Source organism: Lentzea sp. NPDC051213 (assembly GCF_044455585.1).
GTDB lineage: Bacteria > Actinomycetota > Actinomycetes > Mycobacteriales > Pseudonocardiaceae > Lentzea.
Genome location: NZ_JBITEX010000006.1, coordinates 301,831 through 327,638, shown reverse-complemented (window position 1 = coordinate 327,638; position 25,808 = coordinate 301,831). Strand labels below are relative to the sequence as shown.

Sequence of the window (25,808 nt, the reverse complement as noted above, 5' to 3'; positions counted from 1 at the left end):
ACGGTGTGCCAAGGGGGAGCGGATGACGCATCAGGTGATCGAGGACGTCGAGCCGCTGGAGTTCCACCGCCGCGCCCTGCGCACCGTGCCCGTCGAAGAGGAGCCGCGAGCCGACGTGGCACGCGTGCTGGTCGCCGGACCGGATGTGCTGGCACGGCGTGGAATCACGGCCGTGCTCGGCACGCACCTCGACATCACGGTCGTCGGCGACTGCGAACCGGGAACGGCGGTGCGGCCCGCGATCAGCAGGCTGTGGCCGGATGTCCTGCTCCTGCACGGCGTGCGCGAGGGCGAACCGGCACTCGAAGCCACGCTCACCGCGGTACGGCACGCGCGGTGCACCACGAGGGTGCTCACGGTCGGCGCTGGACAGACGCCCCGCTTCGACGACGGTGTCTGCGGGGCGCTGCCGCTGTCCGCGACGCCGGAACAGCTGGTCGCGGCGGTGCGGATGGCGTCGGCCGGCTACGTGATGATCAGCGGCGCGCTGCCGGGCGAGGACGTCCAGGCCGCCGCGCGGGACGGGCTGACGCGGCGCGAGTGCGAGGTGCTGTCGTTGATCGCGCGTGGGCTCAGCAACGCCGAGATCGCGCTCGCGCTCACGTTGTCCGAGCACACCGTCAAGTCGCACGTGCAGAACCTGCTCAGCAAGCTCAAGCTGCGCAACCGGGTGCACGCGGTGATCTACGCGTTCGAGGCCGGCCTCGGCAGCCGGCCCCTCACACCCCTCGTCTGACGTCTGTTACTAAAGCCGCCAGCCGGTCCAGCCCCTGGGAGATCTCCGCGCCGGTCACCGCGCTGCACGACAACCGAAGCTGGTTGAACCCGCCGGTACCCCCGTAGAAGTGGTGCATCGGCGTCCACACCACGCCATACCGCGCCGCAGAGTGCTCCAGCAGCGCGTCGTCGACCCGGAAATCCACGGTGAGCACCACGAAGAACCCACCGTCCGGCGCCGTCCAGGTCACGTCGGAGAACCGGCCCAGCCCGGCCAGCATCAGGTCCATGTTGCGCCGGTAGATCGCGGCCTCCCGCACGTTCGCCGCGACGAGGCTGCACCCGTGCTCCAGCAGTTTGCCGCCGACGACGGCCTGCGCGATCGGCGAGGTGTTCACGGTCAGCATGCTCTTGAGCTTGCCGAGCTCGTCCGCGAGCACCCCGGAGCCCACCGGCTGGTCCGCGACGACGTAGCCGACTCGGGCACCGGGCACCGCGGTCTTGGCGAACGAACCGAGGTAGACGACGCGACGGTCGGTGTCGAGTGCCTTCAACGTCGGCGGGCGCTCGCCGCGCCGGTGGAACAGCCCGTACGGGTTGTCCTCCAGCACCAGGAAGTCCTCGGCCGAGGCGATCTCCAGCAACCGCCGCCTGGTCGGAACATCCAGGCTGACGCCCGACGGGTTGGCGAACTCCGGCACCAGGTAGAGCGCGCGCGGGCGCAGTCCCGCCGCCCGCGCGCCGCGCACCTGTGCCAGCAGGTCGTCGAGATCGATGCCACCCGCGCCGTCGCGCACCGGGAGCACCGGCATGTCCAGCAGCCGTGCCGCACCGGTGAGCCCGACGTAGGTCGGCGCCACCGCGAGCACCACGTCCTGCGGGCCCGCGCGCAACGCCCGCAGCACCAGCACCATCGCCTCCTGGCAGCCGACCGTGACGACGATCGACTCCGGGTCGGCGGTGATGCCCTCGTCCACGAGCAGGTTGCGCGCCACCAGGTCGTTGATCACGCCTTTGGTGCGGCCGTACTGCATCAGCTCGCGGTTCACCTGCGCGTCGCTGTATCCCTTGTCCCGCACCAGATAGTCGCGGTACAGGCCCAGATACCGGGACAGGTCGGCGAAGTCGAAGTGCTCCTCTGTCGGCCGCCCGGCCGCGAACGAGATCGCGGCCGGGTACCGCTCCGCGATCTCGTTGAGCAGGTTCATCGACGTCAGCGCGGAGTCCCCCAGCGCGGGGAACAGCTCGGGCGAGACGGCGACCGTCACAGCTGTTCCTGGGCGGTGATGCGCTCCATCTCGACCGCCTGGTACAGCGCCTGGACGTTGCCGCTGCCGAACGTCTGCGCGTGCAGCCGCTCGATGACCTCGAAGAACAACGTGCGGCGCGGGTGCGTGGAGCGGGTGAAGATCTGGAACAGGTGGCCGTCGTGGTCGGCGTCGACCAGGATGCCGAACGGCTCCAGGTCGTCGATCTCGTGCCGCACCAGCTCCAGCCGGTCGGCCAGCATGCGGTAGTAGGTCTTGGGCGGGTCGAGGAACCGCACGCCGCGCCGGGTCAGCGAGCTGACCGCCTGCACGATGTTCGACGACGTGAAGGCGATGTGCTGCACGCCAGCGCCGCCGTGGTCCTTGAGGAAGTCGTCGATCTGGCCGGGCTTCGCGGTCGTGTCGGGCTCGATCAGCGTGAACGTGACGGTGCCTGACGCGCTCTGCACGGCCTTGGAGTTCATCGCCTGGTCGCCGACCGCGATGCGCTCCTCGAAGATCGCCGAGAAACCGAGCACCGACTCGTAGAAGCCGACGGCGACCTCGAGGTCACCCGCCTCCAGGCACACCGCGAAGTGGTCGAGCGCGATCAGGCCGTGCTCCCGCGCCGGCGGCTCTGGCAGCACGCCGAAGCCCGGCAGGTACCGCTCGGGGGCCTGCAGCAGCGTGTGCACGACGTCGCCGAACGCACCGATCACCGCGGAGACCACACCGGCGGACTCCATCGGCTCGGCGATCGGCAGGGCACCCTTGGCCACCGCGCCAGCGAACGCGGCGCGGGCGTCGGCCGTGCGCAGGACGATGTTCGCGACGCCGTCACCGTGCCGCGCCACGTAAAGGCTCGCGGGGTGGTCGTCGTCGTGCGGCTGGGTGAGCACGAAGATGATCTCGGCCTGACCCACCGCGATCGAGGTGTGGCTCGCCTCGCTGACCTTGCCGAGCACCTCGAAACCGTAGCCGCCGGTCAGTTCGGCGAGCGGCACCTCGATGTCGGCGACGTAGAACTCGACGTGCCCCATTGTCAGGTCGTTGTACAGCATCGGGAATCCCCCTGGTTTCCTCAAACAGCCGTGATGACGGAGAAGTGCGAGTTCGGGATGGCGCGAACGGACTGCAGCGCGTAGCCGGAAGCGGCCAGCAGCACCTCGAACTCGGTGCGGGTGCGTTCCTTGCCGCCGGTGAGCACCATCATCCCGACGTCGCTCCACTTGCTCGGGTGCCAGTCGTCGCCGTCGGGCACGATCATCTCCACGATGTGCAGCCGGCCACCGGGATCGAGCGCTTCCTTGCTGTGGCGCAGGATCCGCGTGCACTGCTCGTCGGTCCAGTCGTGCAGGACGCTGCACATCAGGTGGGTGTCCGCCCCAGCGGCCACCTTCTCGAAGAAGTCACCGCGCTCGCAGCGCAGCCGCTCGCCGAAGCGGGCGGGCAGACCGGAGTCCTCGACCACGTCGACCGTGGCCGGGCGGTCGAACAGCACACCGCTGACATGCGCAGCGTGGTTCAGCACGGTCTCGATCAGGTACCCGTCGCCGCCGCCGACGTCCATGACGACCGAGCTGGGCGTCCAGTCGACGGCGGTGGCGAACTCGGGGTACGACCGGCTCGCGCGTTCCCGCATGCGGCGCAGGAACATCCGGTTCGCCTCGAGGTCGTCGTCCTTGTGCGAGAAGAACTCCCCGCGGTGAGCCTGGTCGAACGACGACCTGCCGGACCGGATCGTGTCGGTCGCCCTGATCCACGCGAGCTGCGAGTCGATGTTCACCAGCGAGGCCCAGGAGGCGCGCAGCCGCTGGCCGCGCTCGGTCAGCGCGAACGTGCGGCCGGACTCCGTGACCAGACCGACGCTCGCCAGCGCACGCAGCAACCGGTGCACCGAGTCCGCGTCAGCGTCCACAACGGACGCCAACGAGTCAGAACTGGCCGGCAGGTGATCGGCGATCTTCAGCTCGGCCGCGATCCGCAGCACGTGCGGCAGGACCGCGACGCAGCTGTCGTCGACGAGCGTGAAGTAGTCGTCGACCACCGAGTGCCCGGTGTCAGCCATGGAAGGCCTCCACCAGACTCTTCGGGCGCAGGTCGGTCCAGTTCTCCTCGACGTGAGCGAGACAGGCCTGCCTGCTGTCCTCGCCGAACGCCACGCGCCAGCCGGCGGGCACCTCGGCGAACGCGGGCCACAGGGAGTGCTGGCCCTCCTCGTTGACCAGCACGAGGAACCGGTGGTCGTCGTTCTCGAACGGGTTCGTCATGGTCTCAGTGCCTTTCGTTGAGCACGCGGGCCACCTCGGCCAGCGCGTCGGGTCGCGTCATGCCGCCGTGGTCGGCGTCGACGAGGTGGTCGCTGATGCGTCCGGTGATGTACGGCTGCCACGCCCCCGCGTCCGGCGAGGACTCGGTGCGGCCCCGTGCCGCGGTGAAGAAGTCGAGATCACCGTCGAAGACCGCGGGTTCGAAGCGCTGGATCAGCCTGCTGTTGTTGAGGAACACCTCGAGCATCGCGTCGATGTGCCGCTCGCCGAGGTTCGCGAGCGCGCTGCCCTCCTCGCGGAGCACCTCGCGCACGGTCTCCCTGGTCAGCGGCCGGTCGCCGGTGGAGGCGTTGACCGCGTTCAGCAGCAACCGCAGGATGTCCTGCTCGCCGAGCTCGTGGCCCTCCTCCCAGGCCGCCGGGAACGCGTCGAGCACGACGAGCCGCGCGACCTCGTCCCCCTGCTCGCGCAGCCTGGTCGCCACCGCCTGCGCGACCATGCCGCCGAACGACCAGCCGAGCAGGTGGTACGGGCCCTGCGGCTGGGCCTTGCGGATCTGCTCGACGTAGTCCGCCGCCATCTCCTCGATGGAGCCCGGCAGCGGGTCGGGTGAGCCGAGACCCCGTGCCTGCAACGCGTACAGCGGCCGGTCGCCGAGGTGACGCAGCAGTCCGGAGTAGATCCAGCCGATGCCACCGGCGGGGTGGACGCAGAACAACGGGGCGTCGTCACCACCGGCGCGCAACGGGAGCAGCACGTCCAGCGAGTCGTGCTCGGTGCCGACCTCCAGCCGTTCGGCCAGGGTCGCCACGGTCGGTGCCTCGAACAGGTCCCGGATGCCGACGGTCAGGCCGAGCACCGCGGTGATCCGCGCGACCAGCCGTGCGACGAGCAGCGAGTGCCCGCCCAGGTCGAAGAAGCTGTCGGTCCTGCCCACCTTGGCGAGCCCGAGCACCTCGGCGAAGAGGCCCGCCAGCACCTCTTCCTGTGGCGTGAGCGGCGCTTCGGCGGTGTCCGAGACCGCCCAGTCCGGTGCGGGCAGCGCGGCCCGGTCGAGTTTTCCGTTGGGGGTCAACGGCAACCGATCGAGCACGAGCAGCGCCGACGGGATCATGTAGTCGGGCAGCGTGCGGGCGAGGTGCTGACGCAGTTCGGCGAGGTCGGCCTGCTCGGCGACCAGGTAGCCGACGAGCCGGTCACCGGTGCGGACCACCGCCGCCCTCGTGACGTCCGGGTGCGCGGCGATCGCCGTCTCGACCTCGCCCAGCTCCACCCGGAAACCGCGGATCTTGACCTGGTCGTCGGCGCGACCGGCGAACTCCAGCGTGCCGTCCGCCCGCCACCGCGCCACGTCACCGGTGCGGTACATCCGGGAGCCGGCCGGGCCGAACGGATCGGCCACGAACCGCTCCGCAGTCAGCGCCGCGCGGCCGAGGTACCCGCGGGCCAGACCGGCGCCCGCGAGGTACAGCTCGCCCACGACTCCGGTGGGAACAGGAGCCAGCCGGTCATCCAGGACGTAGCTGCGGACACCGTGCAACGGGCGTCCGATGGGGACGGTCGGCGGCACCGGCTGCGACGCGGTCAACGTCAGGAACGTGGCGCCCAGCGTCGTCTCGGTCGGTCCGTAGAGGTGCTGCACGACGGTGCACGGGCAGGCGTCGAGCACCCGTTTGATCGCGGTGGCGGACACGACGTCGCCGCCCGTCCACACCTCGCGGACCCCGGCGAAGCACTCCGGCGCGAGGTCGGCCAGCAGGCCGAACAGGCCCGCCGTCAGCATCACGCAGGTGGCCCCGGCGATCGCCTGCCGCAGCGCGAGCACGTCGAGATCACCCGGCGGTGCCACGACGATCTGCGCGCGGGACAACAGCGGCACCCACAGTTCGTAGGTCGAGATGTCGAACGCGTGCGGCGAGTGCATCAGCACCCGCTCCCCCGGCCCCGACCGCCAGCACGGGTCGAACGCCAGGCTGAGCACGTCGCGCTGGGTGATGCCGATGCCCTTGGGCGTGCCGGTCGACCCCGAGGTGTACATGACGTACGCGAGCTGGTCGACGTGCCCGAGCACACCGGGGTCCGTCGCCGGCGACAGCAGCTGGCTCACCGCGACCTCGACGCAGCCCAGATCGGTCTCCCGATCGGTGATCAGCAGCTGCGCCCCGGTCTCCTGCAGCACGAGCCGCATGCGTTCGGCCGGGAAACCGTGGTGCAGCGGCACGTACACGCCACCGGCCTTGATGATCGCAAGTGTCGCCACCACGACGTCCGGCGAGCGTTCGAGCAGCACGCCGACGGCGTCCTCCGGCGCAACCCCCAGCTCGATCAGCCGGTTGGCCAGCCGGTTCGCACGCTCGTCCAGCTCGCGGTAGGTCAGTTCGACCCCGGTACCCGACACCGCGACGGCGTCCGGGGTGCGTGCCACCTGCTCGCCGAACCACTGCGCGATGGTGCAGTGCGGCGTCGGCACCTCGGGGAACACGACCATCGCCCGCTCGGACTCGGTGCGCACGTCGATCTCACCGATCGCAGTGTCCGGAGTGGACACCGCCGCGCGCAGCACCGTGATCAGACGCTCGGTGAGCGCCTCGACCGTGCCGCGGTCGAACAGGTCCGTGCGGTACTCGATCACCGCGTCGACGCCGGACGTGCGCTCGGTGAGGTTGACCGTGAGGTCGAACTTCGCCACCCCGATGCCGAACGGCTCGACGCGGGCTTCCAGCCCAGGCAGCCCGATCGCCGCTTCCGGGGTGTTCTGCAGTGCGAGCAGCACCTGGAACAACGGCTGCCGCGAGAGCGAGCGTTCCGGGTTGAGCGCCTCGACGAGCCGCTCGAACGGCAGGTCCTGGTGCGCGTACGCAGCGAGGTTCGCGGTCCGCACGCGGTCGATCAGCTCGCGGAAGGTCGGGTCGCCGCTGGTGTCGGTGCGCAGCACCAACGTGTTCACGAAGAACCCGACCAGGTCGTCGAGCGCCTCGTCGGTGCGACCGGCGATCGGGCTGCCGATCGGCACGTCCGTTCCGGCACCCATCCGCGTCAGCAACGTCGCCAGCGCGGCCTGCAACACCATGAACAGGCTGGCGCCCTGCGTGCGGGCGAGGTCGTTCAGCGCCCGGTGCAGGTCGCCGTCGAGCTGGAAGAGCACGGTGTCGCCGTCGGCACCGCCGATCGCGGGGCGCGGCCGGTCGGTCGGCAGCACGAGCTCGTCCGGCAGCCCGGCGAGCGCGCCGCGCCAGAACTCGATCTGCCGGGCCACCAGGCTGCCGGGGTCGTCCTCGGAACCGAGCAGTTCGCGCTGCCACAACGTGTAGTCCGCGTACTGCACCGGCAGTTCGGTCCACTGTGGAGCCTCGCCGCCGCACCGTGCGGTGTAGGCCGTCACGAGGTCACCCATCAGCGGGGCCAGCGACCAGCCATCACCCGCGATGTGGTGCAGCAGCAGGCACAGCACGTGCTCGTCGTCCGAGACCTCGAACAACGTGACGCGAATCGGCAGTTCGGCCGCAAGGTCAAAGCCGTGCCGTACAGCCGCTGCCAGGGCAGTGGAGACATCAGCGGTCGGGACGATGTCCAGCTGGGGTACTTCGTCGATCACGCGGCAGGTCCGGCCGCTGTCGTCGGGGAAGATCGTGCGCAACGACTCGTGCCGCGTCACGACGTCGCGGATCGCGGCCTGCAACGCCTCCCGGTCCAGCTCTCCGGTGAGCCTCAGTGCGAACGGCAGGTTGTACGTCGGGCTCGGGCCCTCCAGCCGGTGCAGGAACCACAACCGCTGCTGGGCGAACGACAGCGGCACATCGCGACCTCGGTCGTGGCGAACCAGCGCGGGCCTTGCCTCCTCACCGACGGAGATCGACGCCGCGAGGCCGGCGGGGGTCGGCGACTCGAACAGGTCCCGCACGGTCAGCTCGGCGCCCAGCGCGGTGCGGACCTTGCTCACCAGCCGCGTCGCGAGCAGCGAGTGCCCGCCCAGCTCGAAGAACCCGTCGTCGACACCGGCCGCGTCCACGCCGAGCACCTCGGCGAACAGACCGCACAGGATCTCCTCGACCGGGGTGCGCGGGGCGCGGGACGCCTTGCCCTCCGGTGCGGGCAGCGCCTTGCGGTCGAGCTTCCCGTTGGGCGTCAACGGGAACTCGTCGAGCGTCACGTACGCGGACGGCACCATGAAGTCCGGCAGCCTGCGCGCCACCTCGGCGCGATCCACCTCGCCGACCACGTAAGCGACCAGCACGGAGTCACGGACCACGACCGCGGCCTTGGCCACACCGGGCTGCGCGGTCAGCGCCGCCTCGACCTCGCCGAGTTCGATCCGGAAGCCGCGCACCTTCACCTGGTCGTCGGCGCGGCCGAGGAACTCCAGCGTGCCGTCGGCACGCCAGCGCACCAGGTCACCGGTGCGGTACATCCGGGATCCGGCCGGGCCGAACGGATCGGCGACGAACCGGGCCGCTGTCAGGCCGTGCCGGCCGAAGTAGCCGCGTGCCACGCCGTTGCCGGCGAGGTACAGCTCCCCCGCCACCCCGGCGGGCACCAGCCGCAGCTGGCCGTCCAGCACGTAGATGCGGGTGTTCGAGATCGTCCCGTCGATCGACGACGCCGCGGGCCAGTCCGCCGGGTCGTCCGGCAGGGTGCTGGTGGTGACGGCGTGCGTCTCGGCGGGGCCGTAGACGTTGTGCAGCCTGCGTCCCGGCCGGGCGAAGAACTCGCGCACCCGCCTGCTCAGGGTCAGCGCTTCGCCGCCCTGGAGCACGTCGGTGAGCGCGGGCAGTTCGGCACCGAGCTCGGCGGCCGCCTCGCACAGCGACTCGACCACCAGGTTGGGCGCGAACAGTTCGTTGACCCCGGCCCGCTCCAGCCACCGCACGAGCTCCTCGGCACTGCGCCGGACCTCGTCGGACGGCACGGCGAGCGTGCGGCCCGACACCAGCGCGGAGAGGATCTCCTGCACCGAGAAGTCGAACCCGATGGCGGTGAACTGCGCGGTCGTGGTGCCGACCCCGCCGGGGAATCGGCTCGCGTGCCAGGTCAGCAGGTTCGCCAGGCCCGAGGTCGGCATGACGACGGCCTTGGGCTTGCCGGTCGAGCCGGACGTGTAGACCAGGTACGCCGGGTGCTCGCGGTGCAGCCGCGTGGTGCGGCAGAAGTCCGCGGGGTTGTGGTCCGGCTGGTCCGCGAGTGCCGGATCCGCCAGCAGCTCCGGCGTGATCACGCACTGCGGCTTGGCATCGGCGAGCATGTACTCGATGCGGTCGGCCGGGTACTCGACGTCGATCGGCAGGTATGCGGCGCCGGTCTTGAGCACGGCGACCAGCGCGACGATCAGGTCGGCCGAGCGCGGCAGCGCCAGCGCCACCACGGTCTCCGGGCCTGCCCCGCGGCCGATCAGCAGGTGCGCCAACCGGTTCGCGCGCTCGTTCAGCGCCTCGTAGGTGAGCTCCGTGCCCTGGAACGTCACGGCTACCGCGTCCGGGCTGCGGAACACCTGGGACTCGAACAGCTTCGGCACGGTGACCTTGGGGACCTTGCGCACGTCACCGCGTCCGGCGGCGAGCAGCTCGGCGCGTTCCGCACGGAGCAGGTCGAACGTCCGCAATGGACTGTCGGGTGCCTGCGCGGCGAGCTTGAGCAGCCGCATCAGCCGGTCGGCCAGCGCCTCCACCGTGGTCCGGTCGAACAGGTCGGTGCGGTACTCCAGCGCGCAGTCGACGCCGGCGGGGGCACCGTCGGAGGTGACGCGTTCGGCCAGGCTGAGATGCAGGTCGAACTTCGCGATGCCGACACCGATGGTCTCGAGGCTCGCGTCCAGGCCGGGCACGTCGAGCTCACCGGACACCGAGTTCTGGAAGGCGAGCATCACCTGGAACAACGGGTGCCGCGACAGCGATCGCTCCGGCTGCAGCCGTTCCACGAGCTTCTCGAACGGCAGGTCCTGGTGCGCGTACGCGGCCAGGTCGGTGGCCCGCACCCGGCGCAGCAGTTCGCGGAACGTCGGGTCGCCACTGGTGTCGGTGCGCAGCACCAACGTGTTCACGAAGAACCCGACCAGATCGTCGAGCGCCTCGTCGGTACGACCGGCGATCGGGCTGCCGATCGGCACGTCCGTGCCCGCGCCCATCCGCGTCAGCAACGCCGCCAGCGCCGCCTGCATGACCATGAACAGCGTGGCCTGCTCGGACTTCGCGAGGTCGAGCAGCGAGCGGTGCAGCCCGGTCGAGACGCGGAACGCGAACGCGTCGCCGTCGTGGGACGCCACCGCGGGCCGCGGCCGGTCGGTCGGCAGCTCCACCTGCTCCGGCAGGTCCGCCAGCTCCTGCTCCCAGTACGCCAGCTGCGGGTTCAGCACCTCGTCGAGCAGATCGCGCTGCCACAGCGTGTAGTCCGCGTACTGCACCGGCAACGGAGTCCATTGTGGAGCATCACCCTGAAGACGTGCCTCGTAAGCAACGCCGAGATCGCGCGACAGGGGTGCCCACGACCAGCCGTCACCGGCGATGTGGTGCAGCAGCAGGAGCAGCACGTGCTCCTCCGCGCCCAGGCGGAACAGCCAGGCCCGCACCGGCAGATCGGTCGCGAGGTCGAACGTGTGCCGTGCGGCGGACCGCACCGCTTCGGCGAGCTCGTCCGGGGTCACGTCCACGACGTCGAGCACCGGCTGTGCCTCGTCCAGCACGTGCTGGTGCGGTTCGCCGTCGTGCGACGGGAACAGCGTGCGCAAGGACTCGTGGCGGGCCACGACGTCGGCGAGCGCGAGCCGCAACGCTTCGGCGTCGATCGGGCCGGAGAGCCGCAGCGGCAACGGGATGTTGTAGGTCGCGCTCGGCCCTTCGAGCTGGTTGAGGAACCACAGCCGCTGCTGGGCGTGGGACAACGGCACGAGCTCACCCCGCTCGCGGCGGACCAGCGGCGGACGGGCAGTGCCCGCCCCGCCCATCAGCACGGCGAACTCCGCCGGTGTCGGGGCCTCGAACAGGTCGCGCACGGCCAGCTCAGCGCCGGCCGCCGCGCGAACGCGGCTCACCAGCCGGGTGGCGAGCAGCGAGTGGCCGCCCAGGTCGAAGAAGTTGTCGTCGACGCCGACCTCCGGCACGCCGAGCACCTCGGCGAACAGCGCGCAGACGACCTGCTCGTCGGCGTTGCGCGGGGCACGCCGCTCCGCCGAGCGGAACTCGGGCGCGGGCAGTGCTTTGCGGTCGATCTTGCCGTTGGGCGTCAGCGGCAGCTCGTCGAGCACGACGAACACGGTCGGCACCAGGTGCGCGGGCAGTCGTTCCGACAGGTGCTCACGCACCGACCGGACCAGGTCGCCACCGCTGAGCGCGCGAGCGGGATCGTTGGTGTGCGGGCGGTTCGGCTCCGGCAGGTGCACGTCGGTGAGCACTGCCGGGCTGTCGGCGAAGATCGCATCCAGCTCGGTGTCGCCGCACCAGGTGACGGCCGCGGCACCCAGTTCGTAGAGGTGTTCGGGATCGACGCCGGTGGCGCCTTCCAGCCGCCCGTTCGGAATGCCCGTGACGCGGACCAGCCCTTCCAGCGACTTCAGGTCGTCGAGGTTGGTCCACTGGACGGTGCGAGCGTGCCGTGCCGACAGGACGTCGCCGACCTGCTTGTGCAGCACCACGTCGTAGCGGTGCCGGGTCAGCTCGTTGTGGAACGTGCCGCGCTGGACCCGCACGTCGACCGCCGAGACACCGTCGATCGTGGCGAAGTAACTCGGGTCGACCAGCAGCTCGCGTTCCGGGGCGGGCACCGCACCGCGTCCGCGTTCGACGGCGGCCCGGAAAGCAGGCAGCAGCCGCAGGTTGCGGACGTCGCCGACGAACACGCGCCCGCCGGGGGTCAGGAGGTTCAACGCACCTTCGATGACCTCGGTGAGGTAGCTGTCGTTCGGGAAGTACTGCGCGACCGAGTTGATGATGACCGTGTCGAACGTGGCGGGCAGGCCGTCCAGCTCGTGCGCGGCCTTGGCGTCCAGCGTCACCTTGCCGGCCAGCTCCGGCTGGGCCGCGACCTGTGCCCGCAGCGAGTCGATCACCGCGTGCGAGAAGTCGGTGCCGCAGTACTCCTCCACGTGCGGCGCGATCTTCGCGAGGATCAGGCCGCTGCCGACACCGAGCTCCAGCACCCGCCGCGGCCGCAGCGCGAGCACGCTGTCGACTGTCGCCTGGCGCCACTCCCGCATCTGCTCGAGCGGGATCGGTTCGCCGGTGTAGCTGGAGTTCCACCCGTCGAACGTCTCGCCGAACTCGCCGGACGCGACGTCGTCGTAGACCGTCTCGTAGGTCTCCTGCCACTCGGTGATCTGGCCGGCCTCGCGATCGAGGTCGCGGTCGGCCGACGGCACGACGTACCCGACGAGCTGGTCGGTGCGGGCGATCACGGCCGCCTGCGCCACCCCGGGACACGCCGAGAGCGCCGCCTCGACCTCGCCGGGCTCGATCCGGAACCCGCGCACCTTGACCTGGTCGTCCGTGCGCCCGGCGAACTCGAGCTCACCGTCGGACGTCCAGCGGGCCAGGTCGCCGGACCTGTACATGCGAGATCCGGCCGGGCCGTACGGGTCGGCGACGAACCGCTCCGAGGAGAGACCAGGGCGGCCGAGATAACCCAGTGCCACCCCCGCGCCGGCCAGGTACAGCTCGCCCGTGACGCCGACGGGCACTGGACGCAGGAACTCGTCCAGCACGTACGTGCGCGCACCGACGATCGGCGTGCCGATGGTGGGAACGTCCACACCGGACAGCGGCCAGCTCATCGTGGCGCAGACCGTGGTCTCCGTCGGCCCGTAGGCGTTGATCATCACGCGGTCGCGGGACCACGCGCCGGCCAGGTCCGGCGGACAGGCCTCGCCCGCGACCACCAGCGTGCCGACGCCGGGCCAGTCGCCGGGCGACATCACCGCGAGCGCGGTGGGCGGCAGAGTCACGTGCGTGACGCCCTGCTCGCCGACCAGCGCGGTCAGCGCGTCACCGGGCAGCAGCCGGTCGGCCGGTGCGACCACGAGCGCCGCACCGGTGAGCAGCGACATGCACAGCTCCCAGAACGCCGCGTCGAAGCTGACCGACGCGAACTGCAGCACCCGGCTGCCCGGTCCGACGGCGAGCCGCTCGATCTGGGACTGGACCAGGGCGTGCGCGCCGGCGTGGGACACGACCACGCCCTTGGGGCGTCCCGTGGAACCCGAGGTGTAGATGACGTACGCCGGTTGGGCCGGGTCGATTTCAACGGCCGGGTCCGTGGCCGGGAACGCCGAGGTGTCCTGGGTGGCGTCAAGCACGGTGGCCGCGTCCCCAGCGCCCCCAACCGACAACTCCGGCATGTCATGCGTGCCGTCCAGCACCAGTGCGGGCTTGGCATCCGCCAGCATGAACTCGATGCGCTCAGCCGGGTAACCAGGATCGACAGGCAGGTAAGCCGCCCCCGCCTTGAGCACCGCAAGCTGCGCAACGACCAGCTCAATCGACCGCGGCATCCGCAGCGCGACCAACTGCCCGCTCGTCACCCCGGCATCGATCAGCAGGTGCGCCAACCGGTTCGCGCGCTCGTCCAACTCGGCATAGGTCAGCTCGACCTGCTCGAACACCAGCGCCGTGGCATCAGGCCGCTCAACGACCTGAGCCGCGAAAAGAGCAGGAACCGTTGCGGGAACCGGACCTTCCGCGGTCGCGCTCCACGAGGTGAGCAGCCGGTCGCCCTCACCGTCGAGCAGCACGCCGAACTCGCTGACCCGTCGCTGCGGCGTCTCCGCGAGCTGGACGAGCAACGCCAGCAACCGCCGGCCGAACGCCTCGACGGTCGTGCGGTCGAACAGGTCGGTGTTGTACTCGAAGTCGCCGACCAGCCCGCCGTCCGGCTCCTCGCGCACGGCGAGGGCCAGGTCGAACTTCGCGAAGTCGACCCGCACCGGCTCCTGCGCCACCGCGAGTCCGGGGAACTCCAGGTCGCCCGCGGGCATGTTCTGGAACGCGAGCAGCACCTGGAACAACGGGTTGCGTGAGAGCGACCGCTCCGGGTTGAGCACCTCCACCAGCCGCTCGAACGGCAGATCCTGATTCGCGTACCCGGCCAGGTCGGTGGCCCGCACCCGGCCCAGCAACTCGCGGAACGTCGGGTCGCCACTCGTGTCGGTGCGCAGCACCAACGTGTTCACGAAGAACCCGACCAGATCGTCCAGCGCCTCATCGGTACGACCCGCGATCGGGCTGCCGATCGGCACATCCGTACCGGCACCCATCCGCGTCAGCAATATCGCCAGCGCCGCCTGCATGACCATGAACAGCGTGGCCTGGTTCTCCCGCGCCACCACGGAAAGCCGGACGTGCAGCGAGGGATCGACGGTGAACGGCACTGTGTCGCCGCGGTACCTGGCGACCTCCGGCCGCTTGCGGTCCGTCGGCAGGTCGAGCTCCGCGGGGGCGTCACGCAGATGCGACGTCCAGTGCGCGAGCTGCTTGCTCACGACGCTGTCCGCGTCTTCCTCGGAGCCGAGCAGTTCGCGTTGCCACAGCGTGTAGTCCGCGTACTGCACCGGCAGCGGAGTCCACTGTGGAGCACTGCCGAGACAGCGGGCTGCGTAGGCCTCGGCGAGATCGCGCAGCAACGGGGCGAAGGACCAGCCGTCACCGGCGATGTGGTGCAGGAGCACACACAGGACGTGCTCGTCCGGCCCGACCTCGAACACCGTGACCCTGATCGGGGTCTCGAGCGCCAGGTCGAACGCGTGCCGGCCGGCCGCCGCGATCTCCTCCGGCAGCTCGTCCTCGGTGACGCTCCGGAAGTCGAACGGCACCACCGGCTCGTCCAGCACCAGCTGGAACGGCACCCCCGAGTCCTCGGGGAACACCGTGCGCAGCGTCTCGTGCCGCCTCACGACGTCGTCCAGCGCGGCCCGCAACGCCGAGACGTCCAGCGAACCGGTCATCCGCAGGCCGAGCGGGATGTTGTAAGTGGCGCTAGGACCTTCCAGCCGGTGCAGGAACCACAACCGCTTCTGCGCGAACGACAGCGGCACCAGCTCGTCGCGCTCGCGCACGGTCACCGGCGGGCGCGTGCTCGACCGGCCAGCGACCAGGGCCAGCGCGCCCGGCGTCGGTGCCTCGAACAGCTCGCGCACGGTCAGCTCGGCGCCGACCGCGGCCCTGATCTTGCTCACCAGCCTGGTCGCGAGCAGCGAGTGCCCGCCCAGCTCGAAGAAGTTGTCGTCGACACCGACCTCGGACCGGCCGAGCACCTCGGCGAACAGGCCGCAGATGATCTCTTCCGGCGCGGTGCGCGGACGGCGGGACCGACCGGCCTCCGGCGCGGGCAGTGCGGCCCGGTCGAGCTTGCCGTTGGGGTTCAAGGGGAACTCGTCGAGCACGACGAACGCGGACGGCACCATGTAGTCCGGCAGCCTGCGAGCCACCTCGGCCTTCAACGCGGCCGGGTCGGCGGTACCGACGACGTACGCCACGAGCACCGAGTCGCGGGCGATGACCGCGGCCTTGGTCACCCCGGACTGGTCGAGCAGCACGGACTCGATCTCGCCCAGCTCGATGCGGAACCCGCGCACCTTCACCTGGTGGTCCGCACGGCCGACGAACTCCAGCTCGCCGCGCGCGTTCACCCTGGCGAGGTCGCCGGTGCGGTACATGCGCTCGCCCGGTGCGCCGAAGGGATCGGCGACGAACCGCTGCGCGGTCAGGCCGGGCCGGTTCAGATATCCCTGCGCCAGCACGGCACCCGCGAGGTACAGCTCACCGGTGACGCCCTGCGGCGCCACCCGCAGCGCGGCATCGAGCACGTAGGCTCGCGCGTTGCCGATGGGCAGGCCGATCGGCGGGTGGTGCGCCCACTCGGCGCTGTCCCTGGACACCGCCGCGGTCGTGACGACGTGCGTCTCGGCAGGACCGTAGTGGTTGTGCAGCAACGGTTGTGCGGTCTGCCGGTAGAACTCGCGGACGTGCTCGCTCAGCACGAACGCCTCACCTGCCTGCGCGACGGAGGTCAGCGCGGGCAGCTCGACGCCCTGTTCGACCGCCGCCTGGCACAGCGACTCGATCACGAGGTTCGGTGCGAACAGCTCGTTGACCTCGTTGGCGGCCAGCCACCTGGCGAAGCCCGCGGAGTCGCGGCGCACCTCGTCGGACGGCACGGCGAGCGTCTTGCCCGACAGCAGCGCGGACAGGATCTCCTGCGCGGCGACGTCGAAGCTCAGCGTCGTGAACTGCGCGGTGACGGTGCCTGGGCCACCGGAGCGTTCCCAGTGCAGCAGGTTCACCAGCACGTTCGCGGGCATGACGACGCCCTTGGGCACACCGGTCGAGCCGGACGTGTAGATCACGTAGACGGGGTGCTTCGGGCGCAGCGGGCGGACTCGGTCGGCGTCCGTCGGGTTCGCCGAGCCAGCGAGCCCCTCCCCCATCCACTCGGGCGTGAGCACGCACAACGGCGAAGCGTCGCTCAGCATCGCCTCGATCCGCGCGGCCGGGTACTCCGGATCCACCGGCAGGTAAGCGGCACCGGACTTCAGCACACCAACGAGCGCGGCGATCATGTCCAACGACCGGGGCAGCTGGATAGCGACGATCTCGTCCGGACCGGCACCGGCAGCAATCAGCTTGTGCGCAACGGAGTTCGCGCGCTCGTTCAGCTCCGCATAAGTCAGCGCCAAGCCGTCGAACGTCACCGCGACCGCGTCCGGCGTCCGCGCGACCTGCGCCTCGAACAGCTCAGGCAACGTCTGCGCGGGCCGCTCGACAACCGGGCCGGCGAGCAACTGCCCGCGTTCGCCGGGGAACAGCACGTCGACCCGGCCCAGCGGCGTGTCGAGGTCCGCGGCCAGCGCGGCGAGCAGGTGCACGAACCGGGCGGCCAGCAGCTGGGCGGCCGCGGAGTCGATCAGGTCGGCGCGGTGGTCGAGCCGCAGCCGCATGGTCTCGCCGGGAATGACGAGCAGGCTCAACGGGTAGTGCGTGGCGTCGTTGACCTCGATGCCGGTCATCCGCACGCCGGCCGCCGACGAGCGCAGCACGCCCTGGTCGAGCGGGTAGTTCTCGAAGACCACGACGGTGTCGAACAGCTCGCCGTGCCCGGCGGCGCGCTGGATCTCGGTGAGGCCGAGGTGCTGATGGCTCATCAACCTCGACTGCTGGTCCTGCACCGCGTGCAGCACGGAGCGCACCGGCTGGGCCGGGTCGAGCTTGACCCGCACCGGCAGGGTGTTGATGAACAGGCCGAGCATCGACTCGATGCCGGGCACCTCCGGCGGACGGCCGGACATCGTGGCGCCGAACACCACGTCGGTGCGGCCCGAGACCGAACCGAGCAGCATCGCCCAGGCGCACTGGACGAACGTGTTGACCGTGATGCCCGCGGTCCGCGCGGCGGTCGTGACCGCGGCGGTGACGTCGGCGGGCAGCTCGACGGAGAGCTGGGCGGGCAGTGCCGGTGCGCGGCCGCGGTCGGCGCCCGCGATCAGCGTGGGCTCCTCCAGGTCGTGCAACGCCGCGCGCCAGACCTCTCGCGCACCCTCCTGGTCCTGCTGGGCGAGCCAGCCCAGGTACGCGCGGTACGGCGTCACCGCGGGCAGCACCGTCTCGTCGCCGCCGGAGCCGTACAGGGCGAAGAGCTCCTGCGTCAGCAACGGCATCGACCAGCCGTCGATCAGGATGTGGTGCGTGGTCAGCACGAGCCGGTGCCGGGTGGGCGCGAGCCGGATCAGCGCGGCCCGCAGCAGCGGCGGCTTCGCCAGGTCGAAGCGCTTCAGCCGATCCGCGAGGAGATAACTGTCCATTTCGGACTCGTCCAGCTCGGTCCACGGCACCCGCGCCTCGTGCGGCACCACCTGGACGGCGCGGTCGAGTCCCTGTTGCCAGAACGCGGCCCTCAGGTTGGGGTGCCGGCGCAGCAGTCCGTCGACGGCGGCGCGCAACGTCGGCGCGTGCACCGGTCCGTCCAGGTCGAAGATCAGCTGGACGTGGTAGACGTCGATGTCGTTCTCGTCGTAGAGGGCGTGGAACAGCAGCCCTTCCTGCAACGGCGACAGCGGCAGAACGTCCGCGATTGCCTGCTGCGTCATGTCGAAACCCTCCAGGCTGCTTCGAGTAGGTCGATCTGCTCCTGGCTCAGCGAGACCAGCGGGAGATCGGAAGGTGTGTAACCGCCTGCCGTGCCGGCGCCGGCGTGCTTGACCAGTGCCTCCAGCGCGCGGAACCACGTGCGGGCCAGGTCGGCGACGTCCTGTTCGGACAGCAGCGCGCCGGGCCAGCTCCAGGTGGCGGACAACCGCTCGCCGCGGGTGACCGCGTTGAGCTCGATCAGGTGCGCGAGCGGCATGGCCGGGTCGGCGCCGTCGCCGAGCGCGTCGGAGTCGACCTCGGCGAACCGGCCGAGGTAGTTGAACGCGAACTGCGGCGTGGGCAGTGCGGTGAGCGTGGTCTCGTTGTTGATGTACCGCAGCAGCCCGTAGCCGACCCCCTTGTCCGGCACGGACCGCACTTGCTCCTTGATCTGCTTCAAAGCCGCACCCATCGCGGCACCACCGGCGAGTGCCCCCGCTCGGTCGACGGCGGCGAGATCCAGCCGGACCGGGTGCATGGTGGTGAACCAGCCGACCGTGCCGGACAGGTCCAGGTCGTGTTCGCGGCCGTGCCCCTCGAGGTCGAGCAGCACCGCGCTGTCGTCACCGGAACCACGCCGGCGTCGCCAGTCGGCGACCGCCAGCGCGAACGCCGTCAGCAGCGCGTCGTTCACGCCGCCGTGGAACGCCGCGGGAACAGTAGTGAGCAGCGGGGTGGTGATCTCCTCCGCCAGTTCCAGCGTGAGATGACCGGCACTGCCCGCGGTGTCCCTGACCGGGTCGAGCGGGTCCGAGATCCTCAGGTCAGGGCGGCAGATGTCCTGCCACAGCGGCAGTTCGGCGGTGCGCTGTGCCGCGGATTCGGTGAGGACCTGGGCGTAGCGGCGGAACGACGTGGGCACCGGTGGCAGATCCGCGCCCGCGGCCAGGTCCGGCAGCAGCACACGCCACGAGACACCGTCCACGACGAGGTGGTGGACGACCAGCAGAAGCTTGCTCTGCGGCGGGAAGAAGACCGCCTGCACCATCACGCCGTGTTCGGGGTCGAGCCGCTCGCGAGCCGCCGCGGCCTCGCTCGCCACATCCGCCTGCGCCACCCGCAGGACCGACCGGGCGTCGACCGCACCGGGCGCGGGCACGTGCAGCGCGTCGCCGGTGTAGGTCGCTCGCAGCATGTCATGCCTGTCCAGCACCGCTTGAAGTGCCGCGACCTGACGTTCCTCGTCGCCGATGACGTCCACGCAGACCGTCTGGCTGAAGCTCTGAATCGGCCCTCCGCGCAAACGCAGCCAGTGCATGATCGGGGTCAGTGCGACCGCACCGATCGGATCGTCCACAACGGACTCAGCGGGCTCGCTGGTCTTCGCCGCGGTGGCGATCCCGGCGACGGTCCGGTGCTCGAACACGTCCCGCGGCGTGATCACCAGCCCGGCCTTGCGGGCCCGGCTGACCAGCTGCACGGACATGATGCTGTCGCCGCCCAGCTCGAAGAATCCGTCGTCGACGCCGACGTCGGCGAGCCCGAGCAGTTCGGCGAAGAGCCCGGCGAGCACGCGTTCGGTGTCCGTGCGCGGTTCGCGTGCCGTGGTCGTGACCTCGGGCACCGGCAGTGCCCGGCGGTCGAGCTTTCCGTTGGTGGTCAACGGCAGGCGGTCCATCGTGACGATGGCGCCCGGGATCATGTAGTCCGGCAGCGCGGTCTTGAGGTGGGCGATCAGCTCCGCCTGCCCGGCGGTGCCGACGACGTACCCGACGAGGCGCTTGTCCCCTGGCCGGTCCTCGCGGACGATGACCGCGGCCTGCGCCACCGCGGGGTGCTCGGCGAGCCTGGCCTCGATCTCGCCCGGCTCGATCCGGAACCCGCGCAGCTTGACCTGGTCGTCGGTGCGGCCGACGAACTCGAGCTCGCCGTCCGCGGTCCAGCGCACCAGGTCGCCGGTGCGGTACATCCGGGTGCCCGACTCCCCGCACGGGTCGGCGACGAACCGTTCCGCGGTCAGGTCACCGCGGCCGAGGTAGCCGCGCGCGAGACCCGCGCCCGCCACGTACAGCTCGCCGGTGCTGCCGGTCGGCACCGGCCGCAACCGCGGATCGAGCACGTAGGCCCGCATGTTGTCCAGCGGCCTGCCGATCGGCACGCGGGTGCCCACCGGCTCGGTGGTGCGGCGGCTGGTGGCGAAAGTCGTGGTCTCCGTGGGGCCGTAGCCGTTGACGACCGCGATCCCCGGACAGGCGGCCAGCACGCGGTTGAGGGCCGCGGCGGACACGACGTCACCGCCGGTCCACACCTCGCGCACGCCGGCGAAGCAGTCGGCGTGCTCCTCCGCCATCACGGTGAACAGCCCCGAGGTGAGCCACAGCCCGGTCACGCCCGAGGTGCGGATCAGATCGGCGAGCAACTCGGCGTCGGTCTCCCCCTCCGGGGCCACGACGATCCGGCCACCGCCGAGCAGTGGCACCCACAGCTCGTAGGTCGACGCGTCGAACGAATGGGGCGAGTGCAGCAGCACGCAACGGTGCGCCTCACCGCGGAACGCCCGATCGAAGGCGAGGCTGACGACGTCGTGCTGGGTGACGGCGACGCCCTTGGGCACACCGGTCGAGCCGGACGTGTGCATCACGTAGGCCAGCTGCTCCGGGTGCACCGCGACACCGGGGTCGCGTTCGTCCACTTCGGACACCGGTGACACGGCGGAAGCGTCGAGCCCGTGCTCGGCGCGGTCGGTGATGACCACCCGGCAGCCGGTCTCGATGACGATCGACCGCAGCCGCTCCAGCGCGTACCGCGGGTTGAGCGGGACGAAGAAGCCGCCGGTCTTGAGCACGGCGAGCAACGCGACGACGAGCTCGGGCGAGCGATCGAGCAGCACGGCCACGCCGGTCTCCCCGCTCACCCCGCGCCGCAGCAGCGTGCGGGCGAGGCCGTTGGCCCGTGCGTTCAGCTCGCGATAGGTCAGGTGCCGGTCGCCACTGGTCAACGCGATCGCGTCCGGCGTCCGGGCGGCCTGCCGTTCGAACAGCTCCGCGATCCCGGCGTCCGGCACGTCGGTGGTGGCGGTGTCGTTCCACCGGCGCAGCAACGTTTCGCGCTCGTCCGCGCCGACCAGCTCCACCTCGCTGATGGGCCGCTGCGGTGCGCGGGCCACGACGGCGAGCACCTCGACCAGCCGCCGCGCGATCATCGCGGCCGTCGCCGGTTCGAACAGGTCGTTGCTGTACTCGAGGAATCCGCTGATGCCGTCCGGGCGTTCGGTCAGCTCGACGGTGAGGTCGAACTTCGCCACGCCGACGTGCACCGGCGCGAGTTCGCCCACCACGCCGTTCAGGTCCGCGAACGCGCGCTCGTTGTTCTGCAGCACCAGCATGACCTGGAACAGCGGCTGGCGGGACAGCGACCGCTCGGGGCTGATCAGGTCGACCAGGTGCTCGAACGGGATGTCCTGGTGCGCGAACGCCTCCAGGTCGGTCGTGCGGACCCGGTGCAGCAGCTCGGCGAACGACGGGTCACCGGAAGTGTCGGTGCGCAGCACCAGCGTGTTGATGAAACAGCCGATGAGATCGCCGGTGGCGGCGTCGGTGCGGCCGGCGACCGGGCTGCCGATCGGCACGTCCGTGCCCGCGCCCAGCCTGGTGAGCAGGGTGGCGAGCGCCGCCTGCAGCACCATGAACAACGTGACCCGGTGCGCACGGGCGAGGTCGAGCAACGCGTGGTGCAGCTCGGGTTCGATGTCGAGCGCGATCGTGCCGCCCTGGTAGCTGGTGACGGCGGGGCGCGGCCGATCGGTCGGCAGCTCCAGCTGCTCCGGCAGGTCGGCGAGCGCGTCGGTCCAGTACTCGGCCTGCTCACCGGCGAGCCCGTTCGGGTCGTCCTCGGCGAGCAGATCGCGTTGCCACAGCGCGTAGTCCGCGTACTGCACCGGCAACGGCGTCCACTGCGGAGCCTCCCCGCGGCAGCGAGCCGTGTAGGCGTCGGCCAGGTCGCGGCCCAGCGGTGCGAGCGACCAGCCGTCCCCCGCGATGTGGTGCAGCGCCAGCAACAACATGTGCTCGTGCTCGTCGACGACGAACAGGTGAGCGCGCAGCGGCGGGTCGACGACCAGGTCGAACGGCTTGCGGGCCGCCGCCTTGAACGCCCCGATGACGTCGTCACCGACGTGCTCGACGAACAACGGCGGCGGTGTCGTGCCGACCAGCTGATGCGGCACTCCGTCCACGTCGGGGAACGTCGTGCGCAGGATCTCGTGCCGCTCGGCGACATCCGCGAGCGCGGCGCGCAACGCCTCGGCGTCCACCGCGCCGGGCAGGCGCAGGCCGATCGGGATCGTGTAGGTCGGGCTCGGCCCGTCCAGTGTGCTGAGGAACCACAGCCGGCGCTGTGCGGGCGAGAGCGGCAGCAGCGCGGGCCGTGCCGCGGCCTCCAGCGGCGGCCGGCCACCCGGCGCGCTGTCCAGCAGCTTCGCGAACCCGGCGACGGTCGGCGAGTCGAAGATCTGCCCGACGGTCAGCTCAGCGCCGAGCTCGGCACGCACCAGCCGGGCGAACCGGTCGGCGAGCAGCGAATCCCCGCCCAGCACGAAGAAGTTGTCGTCGACGCTGACGTGCGCGATGCCAAGGACCTCGGCCACGAGTCCACAGAGGACGGTCTCGCGCTGGTCGTCCGATCCGGTACGGCCGCCGTCCAGCACCGGAGCGGGCAGGGCGCGGCGGTCGAGCTTGCCGTTCTGGGTCAGCGGCAGGTGGTCCAGCACGACGAACGCCCCCGGCACGAGGTGTTCGGGCAGCAGGTCGCCGACATGCCGGCGCAGCACCACGGTGTTGACCGCCGCGTCACCGTTCGGCACGACGTACGCGACGAGCATCCGGTGCCCCGGCCGGTCTTCTCGCAGCAACACGGCGGAGTGCGCGACACCGGGATGGGTGGCGACGGCGGCCTCGATCTCGCCGAGCTCGACCCGGAACCCGCGGATCTTGACCTGGTGGTCGGCGCGGCCGAGGTAGTCGAGCGAACCGTCGGGACGCAGCCGGGCGACGTCGCCGGTGCGGTACATCCGCGAGCCCGGCAGGCCGAACGGGTCCGCGACGAAGCGTTCGGCGGTGAGCCCGTGCCGGCCGAGGTAGCCCCGCGCAAGCCCGGCACCGGAGACGTACATCTCCCCCGCCGTCCCGGGCGGCACCGGTCGCAACGCCTGGTCGAGCACGTGCACCCGCAGGTCCGGGATGCCGACGCCGATCGCGCTGGCCGCACCGGGCACCGCGTCGGCCACGCCGAGCGCGCGGAAGCTGACGTGCACCGTGGTCTCGGTGATGCCGTACATGTTGACCAGCCGCGGTGCGTCGTCGGCGTGCAGCGCGTACCAGTCGCGCAGCCGCGGCAGGTCGAGCGCCTCGCCGCCGAACACCACGTAGCGCAACGCGAGCGCCCGGCCGGGACGCTCCTGGTCGGCCTCGACCAGCTGGTAGAACGCCGACGGTGTCTGGTTCAGCACCGTGACGCGTTCGCGGGCGAGCAGGTCGAGGAAGTCCGACGGCGAGCGGGACACGTCGTGCGGCACCACGACCAGCTTGCCGCCGTGCAGCAGCGGTCCCCAGATCTCCCAGACGGAGAAGTCGAACGCGAAGGAGTGGAACAACGTCCAGACGTCCTGCGCCTCGAACCCGAACCAGTGATCGGTCGCCGTGAACAACCGGACGACATTGCCGTGCGGCACGACGACGCCCTTCGGCTGTCCCGTCGAGCCGGACGTGTAGATCACGTACGCCGGGTGCTCCGGGTGCCGCGCGACCTCCGGGTCGGTGGCAGGGCCGGTACCCACGACGTCGGTGAGCACGTGCCGGGGCTTGGCATCGGCCAGCAGGTAGTCGATGCGCGCCTGCGGGTACGAGGGGTCGACCGGCAGGTAGGCCGCCCCCGCCTTGAGCACGCCGAGCAGTGCCACGACCAGGTCGAGCGACCGGGGCAGCACGACGGCCACGAGGTCCTCGGGGCCGATGCCGCGCGCGATCAGGTCATGCGCCACGCGGTTCGCGCGCTCGTTCAGGCCGCGGTACGTCAATTCGGTGCCGTCGCACGTAACCGCGACCGCGTCCGGGCACTCGCGCACGCGCTGCTCGAAGAGTTCCGGCAACGTGTGCTCGACGATCTCGCCTTCGAGCACCTCGGGGATCGTGTGTTCGTGCACGTCCACCCGGCCGACCGGCATGTCCGGATCAGCCTGCGCGATCGTGGTGAGCACACCGATCAACCGCTCGGCATGCGCCGTGACGGCCGCGTCGTCGTACGCCGCGGGGTTCGCGTCGACGTCGACGCGCAACCCGGAACCGCTGGGGTGCACCGAGATCTTGATGTCGTCGACCGGACCGGTCGACAGCTGCTCGGACCTGGCTCGCACGCCGGCGAAGTCGAGGTCGTCGAGGTCGAACGGCATGATGTTGACGACCGGTCCGTACAGCCTGCGGTCGTCGCCGACCAGCTTGAGGTCGCGGCGCAGGTCCTCGATCCGATAACGCTGGTGCCGCAACGCCTGGTCCATCTCGTCGGCCACGTGGTCCAGCAGCTCGCGCACGGTCATGTCCTGCCGCACGAAGAGGCGCAACGGCAGCACGTTGGTGACCATGCCGGGAACGTTCCTGGTGGCCTTGGCGACGCGGGCGGCGGCGGGGAAACCGAGCACCACGTCGCCCGAGCCGGACATGCGGCTGACGTACAGCGCGGTGGCGGCGACGACGGCGACCGGCCAGTCGTCCACAAGGGACACTTCGGTGGTGTGCCGGCGGAAGGTGTTGCTCATCGGCGCCGAACGGCCGGACAGCGTCGCGATGTCCGGCAGGTCGCCCATGCACCCCAGCCAGAACTCCCGGTCGCGGTCGGGGCGGTACTCGGTCTCGACCAGCTGACGCAGTGGCGGGAACGGCTGCGCGGTCTCGCCGGAGTAGTACGCGGCGACCCGTTCCGTCACGAGCCGGAACCCGACTCCATCGAGCAGCAGGTGGTGCGCCCGCAGGTACCAGAGCACGGCGTCACCCGTGAGGAACACCGCCTGGGTGTACAGCCCGTCGCCGGTCAGGTCGGCCGCGGTGGCGAGATCGCGGCGCATCCACTCCCGCGCGGTCTCCCGTGGCTCGGCATCGGCCCGCAGGTCGACGACCTCCACCGGGAAAGCTTTGTGGGCCAACGACTGACACACGCCGTCCGGCCCGTCGGTGAATCGCGCCCGGAGCGCCTCGGTCTCGCCGGATGTCCGCTCGATCGCTGTCACCAACGCCTCGACGTCCACCGCACCCGTCAGCTCCACGCACTGCGCGGCGTTGAAGCCGGGGTTCTCCGGGTCGAGCCTGCTCGCGTACCAGACGCCGAGCTGCGCTGCGGTCAACGCGATCGCGCCCATCTCGCTCCCCCAACCGAAAGGTTCTTCCCCGTACGGCGACGAGTCTTGCTTTCGGCGTTGACATGACGCTGATGCGGCGCTGACATGCCTTGGGGACAAAGCGAAACGCCCCTGAGCGGGGGGATGCTCA

The 25,808-nt window shown here is 70.9% G+C and carries 7 protein-coding genes; 1 reads left to right on the top strand and 6 read right to left on the bottom strand.

Annotation, left to right across the window (positions count from 1 at the left end; all coding sequences use genetic code 11):
* Positions 1 to 22: 22 nt before the first annotated feature.
* Positions 23 to 736, top strand: a complete 714-nt coding sequence (locus ACIA8G_RS27445) for a LuxR C-terminal-related transcriptional regulator (RefSeq protein ID WP_396421538.1) — start codon at positions 23 to 25, stop codon at positions 734 to 736.
* Here ACIA8G_RS27445 and ACIA8G_RS27440 read toward each other — a convergent pair.
* Genes ACIA8G_RS27440 through ACIA8G_RS27415 form a run of 6 tightly spaced genes read right to left on the bottom strand, consistent with a single transcriptional unit; the run spans position 720 to position 25,678 of the window.
* The gene (locus ACIA8G_RS27440) at positions 720 to 1,925 is read right to left on the bottom strand and encodes a PLP-dependent aminotransferase family protein (protein ID WP_396421766.1); all 1,206 of its coding nucleotides are present in this window, start codon (positions 1,923 to 1,925) and stop codon (positions 720 to 722) included. The genes ACIA8G_RS27445 and ACIA8G_RS27440 overlap by 17 nt on opposite strands.
* 56 nt (positions 1,926 to 1,981) lie before the next feature.
* Positions 1,982 to 3,025 (bottom strand): 4-hydroxyphenylpyruvate dioxygenase, encoded by a 1,044-nt coding sequence (gene hppD / locus ACIA8G_RS27435; RefSeq protein WP_396421537.1) that lies wholly within the window; start codon positions 3,023 to 3,025, stop codon positions 1,982 to 1,984.
* A gap of 20 nt (positions 3,026 to 3,045) precedes the next feature.
* Positions 3,046 to 4,032 (bottom strand): methyltransferase, encoded by a 987-nt coding sequence (locus ACIA8G_RS27430; RefSeq protein WP_396421536.1) that lies wholly within the window; start codon positions 4,030 to 4,032, stop codon positions 3,046 to 3,048.
* Positions 4,025 to 4,234 (bottom strand): MbtH family protein, encoded by a 210-nt coding sequence (locus ACIA8G_RS27425; RefSeq protein WP_396421535.1) that lies wholly within the window; start codon positions 4,232 to 4,234, stop codon positions 4,025 to 4,027. Before ACIA8G_RS27425 ends, ACIA8G_RS27430 begins: the two co-directional genes overlap by 8 nt.
* Positions 4,235 to 4,238: 4 nt before the next feature.
* Positions 4,239 to 18,293: an amino acid adenylation domain-containing protein gene (locus tag ACIA8G_RS27420; RefSeq protein WP_396421534.1), complete on the bottom strand. Its 14,055-nt coding sequence runs from the start codon at positions 18,291 to 18,293 to the stop codon at positions 4,239 to 4,241.
* Positions 18,290 to 25,678, bottom strand: a complete 7,389-nt coding sequence (locus tag ACIA8G_RS27415; RefSeq protein ID WP_396421533.1) for an amino acid adenylation domain-containing protein — start codon at positions 25,676 to 25,678, stop codon at positions 18,290 to 18,292. Before ACIA8G_RS27415 ends, ACIA8G_RS27420 begins: the two co-directional genes overlap by 4 nt.
* Positions 25,679 to 25,808: the final 130 nt, after the last annotated feature.

Bases quoted from the DNA above. Each gene is read 5' to 3' on its own strand.
- ACIA8G_RS27415 (WP_396421533.1), bottom strand. From the start codon at position 25,678: ATGGGCGCGATCGCGTTGACCGCAGCGCAGCTCGGCGTCTGGTACGCG.
- hppD (WP_396421537.1), bottom strand. From the start codon at position 3,025: ATGCTGTACAACGACCTGACAATGGGGCACGTCGAGTTCTACGTCGCC.
- ACIA8G_RS27445 (WP_396421538.1), top strand. From the start codon at position 23: ATGACGCATCAGGTGATCGAGGACGTCGAGCCGCTGGAGTTCCACCGC.
- ACIA8G_RS27425 (WP_396421535.1), bottom strand. From the start codon at position 4,234: ATGACGAACCCGTTCGAGAACGACGACCACCGGTTCCTCGTGCTGGTC.
- ACIA8G_RS27430 (WP_396421536.1), bottom strand. From the start codon at position 4,032: ATGGCTGACACCGGGCACTCGGTGGTCGACGACTACTTCACGCTCGTC.
- ACIA8G_RS27440 (WP_396421766.1), bottom strand. From the start codon at position 1,925: ATGAACCTGCTCAACGAGATCGCGGAGCGGTACCCGGCCGCGATCTCG.
- ACIA8G_RS27420 (WP_396421534.1), bottom strand. From the start codon at position 18,293: ATGACGCAGCAGGCAATCGCGGACGTTCTGCCGCTGTCGCCGTTGCAG.